We start from the raw sequence: 731 nt of genomic DNA on the forward strand, positions 1-731 counted from the left end.
CGGGGCCGGCTGCGACTGACAGAAGGAATGAGCTTCGCGTCGGTGACGACGCTGGCTGCGGACCTTGGGCACACGGCGGTGTTCCCGATGCTGTGCGGAGGCGGGACGCTGCACCTGGTGGGCAAGGAAGTGGCGTCGGACGCGGAGGCGTTGGGCGCGTACATGCAGGAGCACCGGGTGGAGGGGTTGAAGGTGGTGCCTTCGCACCTGAGGGCGTTGCTGAGCGGGCCGAATGCGAAGCAGGTGCTGCCGCTGAAGAGGCTGGTGGTGGGCGGGGAGGCGTCGGACCGTGCACTGGTGGAGACGGTGCAGCGTCTGGCACCGGAGTGCGCGGTGTTCAACCACTACGGGCCGACGGAGACGACGGTCGGCGTGCTGACGAATCCCTTCGAAGGCACGTGGGACGAAGGGGCGGCGACGCTGGCGTTGGGGCGGCCGATTGGGAACGCCCGGATGTACGTGCTGGACGGGAGCGGGCATCCGGTGCCGCGAGGGGTGGCGGGAGAGCTGTACGTGGGCGGAGCGGTGGTGACGCGCGGGTACGTGGGCCGTCCGGAGTTGACGGCGGAGCGGTACGTGCCGGACGGCTTCAGCGACGAGGCGGGAGGGCGGCTGTACCGGACGGGAGACAAGGTCCGGCAGCGGGAGGACGGGAAGCTGGAGTTCCTGGGGCGCGTGGACTTCCAGTTGAAGGTGCGTGGCTACCGGGTGGAGTTGGGCGAGGTGGAGGC

1 protein-coding gene is annotated in these 731 nt (G+C 69.9%); it reads left to right on the forward strand.

The features are described 5' to 3' along the window. Positions 1-27: 27 nt before the first annotated feature. Positions 28-731: AMP-binding protein (locus D7V88_RS41945; protein ID WP_244238701.1), on the forward strand; the 704-nt coding region annotated here is incomplete at its 3' end.

The sequence above is a fragment of the Corallococcus terminator genome (genome assembly GCF_003611635.1).
Lineage (GTDB): Bacteria > Myxococcota > Myxococcia > Myxococcales > Myxococcaceae > Corallococcus > Corallococcus terminator.